4 protein-coding genes, 1 tRNA gene and 1 pseudogene are annotated in these 5147 nt (G+C 71.6%); 3 read left to right on the plus strand and 3 right to left on the minus strand.

Translation table 11 applies throughout. The features are described 5' to 3' along the window. A partial coding sequence (locus KBX39_RS22510) for an Ig-like domain-containing protein (protein ID WP_210872382.1) occupies positions 1 to 1090 on the plus strand: 1090 nt, incomplete at its 5' end. A 146-nt stretch (positions 1091 to 1236) separates the two neighbouring features. Further along, positions 1237 to 1518 (plus strand): hypothetical protein, encoded by a 282-nt coding sequence (locus KBX39_RS22515; RefSeq protein WP_210872384.1) that lies wholly within the window; start codon positions 1237 to 1239, stop codon positions 1516 to 1518. Positions 1519 to 1798: 280 nt separating this feature from the next. Here the strand turns inward: KBX39_RS22515 and KBX39_RS22520 are convergent. Next, positions 1799 to 1871 (minus strand) — tRNA-His (locus KBX39_RS22520). A gap of 90 nt (positions 1872 to 1961) precedes the next feature. Then, a complete protein-coding gene (gene orn / locus KBX39_RS22525; RefSeq protein WP_082931010.1) occupies positions 1962 to 2552 on the minus strand; it encodes an oligoribonuclease in 591 nt (196 codons plus the stop codon). Between the two features lie 74 nt (positions 2553 to 2626). Between orn and KBX39_RS22530 the strand changes: the two genes are divergently transcribed. Then, on the plus strand, positions 2627 to 3922 hold the full coding sequence (locus KBX39_RS22530; protein WP_209960260.1) for a glycosyltransferase 87 family protein: 1296 nt from the start codon (positions 2627 to 2629) through the stop codon (positions 3920 to 3922). Between the two features lie 223 nt (positions 3923 to 4145). On the opposite strand, the pseudogene KBX39_RS34115 reads toward KBX39_RS22530, so the two are convergent. Then, a pseudogene (locus KBX39_RS34115) lies at positions 4146 to 4367 on the minus strand (hypothetical protein); the annotation flags it as partial. Between the last annotated feature and the right edge of the window lie 780 nt (positions 4368 to 5147).

A 5147-nucleotide genomic window follows, 5' to 3' on the forward strand; every position in this document is an offset into this window, starting at 1 on the left:
CGTGCCCGCCTCCACCGCCATCGTCTTCACCACGACCGAGGCGCAGGAGACAACGGTCGAGGTGAAGGACTCCACCGGCAAGGCCGTCGACGGCGCGGTCGCCGCGGACGGCAAGAGCTGGCTGCCGGCCGGCGCCCTGGAGTACGGGCAGACGTACACCGCGACCGTGACGGCGACCGGCGACGACGGCAAGCCCGCGACCGCCACCAGCACGTTCACCACCATGGCGAAGCCGGCCAAGCAGGTCCGGGTCACCAGCTTCCTCGGCGACAACCAGGTCGTCGGCGTGGCCATGCCGCTGATCGTGAAGTTCGGCCGGGCCATCCCGGAGGACTACCGCGACGACGTGCAGCGCCGGATGATCGTCACCGCCAAGCCGGCCCAGGAGGGCATCTGGCACTGGGTGAGCCCGACCGAGGTGCGCTACCGGCCCAAGACGTTCTGGAAGCCGAACAGCACCGTCAGCTACAAGGTGCAGGCGGGCGGGCTGCCGCTCGGCGGCGGCTGGTACGGCCGGTCCGACCTCACCGTCGACGTCAAGATCGGTCCGTCGTTCGTGATGACGGTCGACAACCGCACCAAGCGGATGACAGTCACCCGCGACGGCAAGGTGGTCAAGACCATCCCGGTGAGCCTCGGCAAGAAGAGCACCCCCTCGTCCAGCGGCACGATGGTGGTGATGGAGAAGCTCCGGCACACGGTCTTCGACACCATGCAGGAGCTGGGCCCGGAGGAGGGCTACCGCACCGAGATCGACTACGCCCAGCGGCTCACCTGGGGCGGCGAGTTCATCCACGCCGCGCCCTGGTCCGAGGGCGTGCAGGGCCGGTCGAACGTGTCGCACGGCTGCGTCAACGTCTCGATGAAGGAAGGCAACTGGCTGTTCGCCAACACCCGCATCGGTGACCCGATCACGGTGAAGGGCACCGAGCGCAAGCTCCAGAACGGCAACGGCTGGACCGACTGGAACATGAGCTGGGAGGAGTACGTCAAGGGCAGCGCCCTGCCGTACGAGCCGCCGGCCGCCGACACCCCGGACCCCGACACCACGCCGGACGCCGGTACGCCGAGCGTCGAGCCGACCCCCTGAACCCCGCTCACGACGAAGCCCCCTCCGGAAGGAGGGGGCTTCGTCGTGAGGAGACACACAGGCCATGTCTTGTCGGGACCGCGCTCGTTCCCCTCAGGGCCGGGCGCGCCATGGACCTTCCGTCAGCCGGTCGTTGAGGTGGTCAGATGAGCAGCGCGGCCTGGCTCGACGAGTCGATGCGTCAGCGGCCCGACCGCAGCGGCATCTACGTGCTCGCAGCGGCGGTGATACAGACCGGCGAGGTCGAAATGGTCAGGTTCGACGCTGCCAGGCTGGCTCCGACGCCCCGGGCCCGCGTTCACTACCGGGACGCGACCGACGGCGAACGGCGCAAGATGATCCCGGCCGTGGCGTCCATGACTGCAGCGGTCCAGCTGCTCGCTCCGCTGACGCCCACACTGAGAGTGTCCGAGATCGAGCTGCACTGACTGGAACATGCGCGGGGCCGAGGTCCCGGTCTGCCCCGGGAGTCCTCGGCCCGACTTCCGACCACATCCGCGGACTGATCGGCTCTATGTACCACCCCAGTGTAGGCGTGCTTCTCCGGGCAGGAAGCACATCGCGTCGATTTCCAGCCGGAGTTCGAACGCCTTCCGCAGGGGAGACGCGCACTGGCGGGGCCACGACTCCCCTGCGGTGCCCCTGAAACGACTCACGCCCCCTCGAAGGAGGGGGCGTGATCAGGCAGTGGAGCAGATCCACTATCGGGGTGACTGATGGGAATTGAACCCACGACAACCGGGACCACAACCCGGTGCTCTGCCAACTGAGCTACAGCCACCATGCTCGCCGCTTGCGGTTGCCCGGGCGGTGCGCGGACTAATAATAGCCACACTCCGGCCGACCCCGTCCACCGGGTTCGGCGCGGGCGTCAGAGCTGGGCGGCGATCGCCTTCGCGGCCTCGACGTCCGGGCCCGGCAGCGGCACGAACACGGTCCGCCGGTAGTACTCCAGCTCGCGGATGCTCTCCCGGATGTCGGCGAGCGCCCGGTGGGCCAGGCCCTTCTGCGGCTGCCCGAAGTACACCCGCGGGTACCAGCGCCGGCACAGCTCCTTGATCGACGACACGTCGATCATCCGGTAGTGCAGGTGGGCGTCGAGCCGGGTCATGTCGCGGGCCAGGAAGCCCCGGTCGGTGGCGATCGAGTTGCCGCACAGCGGCGCGGTACGTGGGTCCTTCACGTAGCTGGTCACGTAGTCGAGCACCATGTCCTCGGCCTCGGCCAGGGTGACCGTGGAGCGGCGTACCTCCTCGGTGAGCCCGGACTTGGCGTGCATGCTGCGCACGATCTCCGGCATGCCGTCGAGCACCTCGTCGTCGGCGTGGATCACCACGTCGACGCCGTCACCGAGCACGTTGAGATCGGGATCGGTGACCAGCGCCGCGACCTCGATCAGCGCGTCCCGCCGCAGGTCCAGCCCGGTCATCTCACAGTCGATCCAGACGAGAAGATCAGCCACCGGAACAGACTACGCGCCGCCGACCCGCCCGCGCCTCGGCACGGTGGCCGACGTGGACCGCTAGGGTTTCCTGCGTGCCAGCCGAACCCGCCGCCCCACCCGCCGTCGCCCGCGGCGACGTGGGCGCGCGTACGGTCCGGCGGGTCGTAGCGGTGCTGGCGCTGGTCGCGATCCTGCCGGCGCTCTACCTGCCCAACCTGCGCCACGACTACTACGACCAGAAGATCTACATGTCGGCGATGGACTGGTGGGCGGCCGGGCATCCGCTCTACGACTACGTCCAGCCGGACCGGGTGCAGGGCGCGCTCTACTTCACCTATCCGCCGTTCGCGGCGCTGCTGCTGCTGCCGTTCGGCTATCTGCGGCTCGGCGTCGCGGTCGCCACGTTCGTGGTGCTGACCGTGGCCGCCGTGGTGGTGACGACCCGCTGGCTGGTGCTGCCGGTGCTGCGGCGGCACGACCTGCCGCGCGGGTTCGGGCTGACGGTCGCCGTGCTGCTGGTGCTGGCGGTGGAGAGCACCCGGGAGACGCTCACGCTCGGGCAGATCAACATGCTGCTGGTGGTGCTGATCCTGGCCGACCTGCTGTTCGCCGTACCCCAGGGGCGACGCTGGGCCGGCGTGGGCGTGGGACTGGCCGCGGCGCTCAAGCTCTTCCCCGGCATCTTCGTCCTCTACCTGCTGGTCGCCCGCAAGTGGCGGGCGGCGGCGGTGGCGGCGGCGACCGCGGCGGCGGCCACGTTGCTGGCGGCGGCGGTCGCGCCCGGTGACTCGTGGCGGTTCTGGACCCACGAGCTGTGGGCCACCGACCGGGTGGGCCGCACCGACTACACCGGCAACCAGTCGCTGTTCGGGCTGCTCAGCCGCCTGTCCGCGTCGGCCGAGGCGGACCGGCTGCTGTGGCTGCTGCTCGCGCTGGCGGTGGCCGCGTTCGGCCTGTGGCGCGCGGCGCGGGCGGCGCGCGCCGGGGACGCGCTGGTGGGGCTCACAGTGACCGGCCTGGTGGGCGGGCTGGTCAGCCCGATCACCTGGATCCACCACCTCTACTGGTTCATCCCCGCCGTGGTGGTGCTCGTCGACGCGGCGCTGGACGCCGATCCGGCGACGCCCGCCGGGGCGCGCCGCCGGGGCGGGCTGTTCGCGCTGGCCGCCGTGGTCGGCCTGCCGATCGTGTACGGCCTGGTGACGTTCCAGGACTGGGGCACCGCCATCGTGCACACGGACGACCCGGTCGACTTCGTCGTGCGCAACGTGTACGTGCTGCTCAGCCTGCTGTTGCTGGTGGCGCTCCCGATCCGCCACCACCGGGACGAACCTCAGATAACACGGACTGAACGGACACACCTCGCAACAAACGGCGATCAGCGCTAATCTGGTCTCAACTACCTCAGATTTCTCCCAGGTAGCACCGATCCCCCGGTGAGGACGGCCCTCCGCGTCGGCAGCGCGGAGGGCCGTTCGGTTCTTCCGGTCAGTCCTGGTCGTCCGGGCAGCGGCCGGGCGGCGGGGCGATCGCCGCGCGGGTCCGCCCGTGGGTGCCCGAGCCCACCGCCACCAGATGCCGTTCGGGCCGCGACGCCGGACCCGGCTGCCGGCCCAGCCCACTCAGCGAGGTGACGCCGAGGCGCCCGGCCAGCACCGGCACCTGGTCCGGCTCGACCACGAAGACCACCTCACGCGGCCGCAGCGGCCGCAGGAGCACCACCACGGCGAGGACCACCAGCAGCGTCCCGCCGGTCAGCAGCGCCCACGCCAGCCCGGGGAACCAGCCGGCCCGCAGCTCGCCCCGCATCCGCAGATCGAGCCCGTCGGCGCCGTCCACGCGCATCACGACCAGGCTCAACGACCGGCCACCCAGCTCGGCCGGGCTCCACTCCAGCGAGCCGATGCCCTCGCGTACCCAGAAGGGCTGGGCCAGCGGCACGGCGACGCCGTCGCCGGCGGTGGCCGGGTCGAGATCGACCGGAAGCGGGCCCCGGGTGACAGCGACGCGGCGCACGGTGCTGTGCGGGACGTCGGCCAGCCACCGCCGCACCTCGTCGGCCGGGGCGAGGCCGAGGAAGACCGGGCCGTGGTCGTCCCGCGCGGTGAGGTGCAGCCGGGCCTGCCCGGTGCGCGCCACCGGCAGGTCGGTGCGCAGCAGCGCGTCCACGTCGGTCACCAGCACCACGCGGGCGGGCGTGCGGACCGGCTCGAACCGGGCGCCGAAACCGCCGTCCGGGTCGGCGTGCCCGGCCGCGAGCCAGAGGCCGGCGCCGGCCAGCAGGGCCGGAACCCCCAGCGCCAGCAGCACCATGCCGGCGATCGTGCGTGCGAAACGCATTCGCGTCGTCCCTCTCGGTAGCCAACTACCCGCCAGACCTTACCGACGCGGGTCGGCCGATCGCCGGATATCGGCGGCACCCGGCCGGGACGGCGACCGGCCCGGCGGATCGTTCCGCCGGGCCGGTGCGTCGCTCGCGTTCAGGACTTCGCCGCGGGCTCCCGCCGGGTACGCGCGAACGCCAGACCGCCGAGGACCAGACCGGCCAGTCCGGCGACCAGACCGGCCACCCCGAGGGCGGTCGCCGCGCCGGAGCCGGCGTCGTCGTCATCG

The sequence above is a fragment of the Micromonospora sp. D75 genome (genome assembly GCF_018070405.1).
In the GTDB taxonomy this organism is placed as follows: domain Bacteria; phylum Actinomycetota; class Actinomycetes; order Mycobacteriales; family Micromonosporaceae; genus Micromonospora; species Micromonospora chalcea.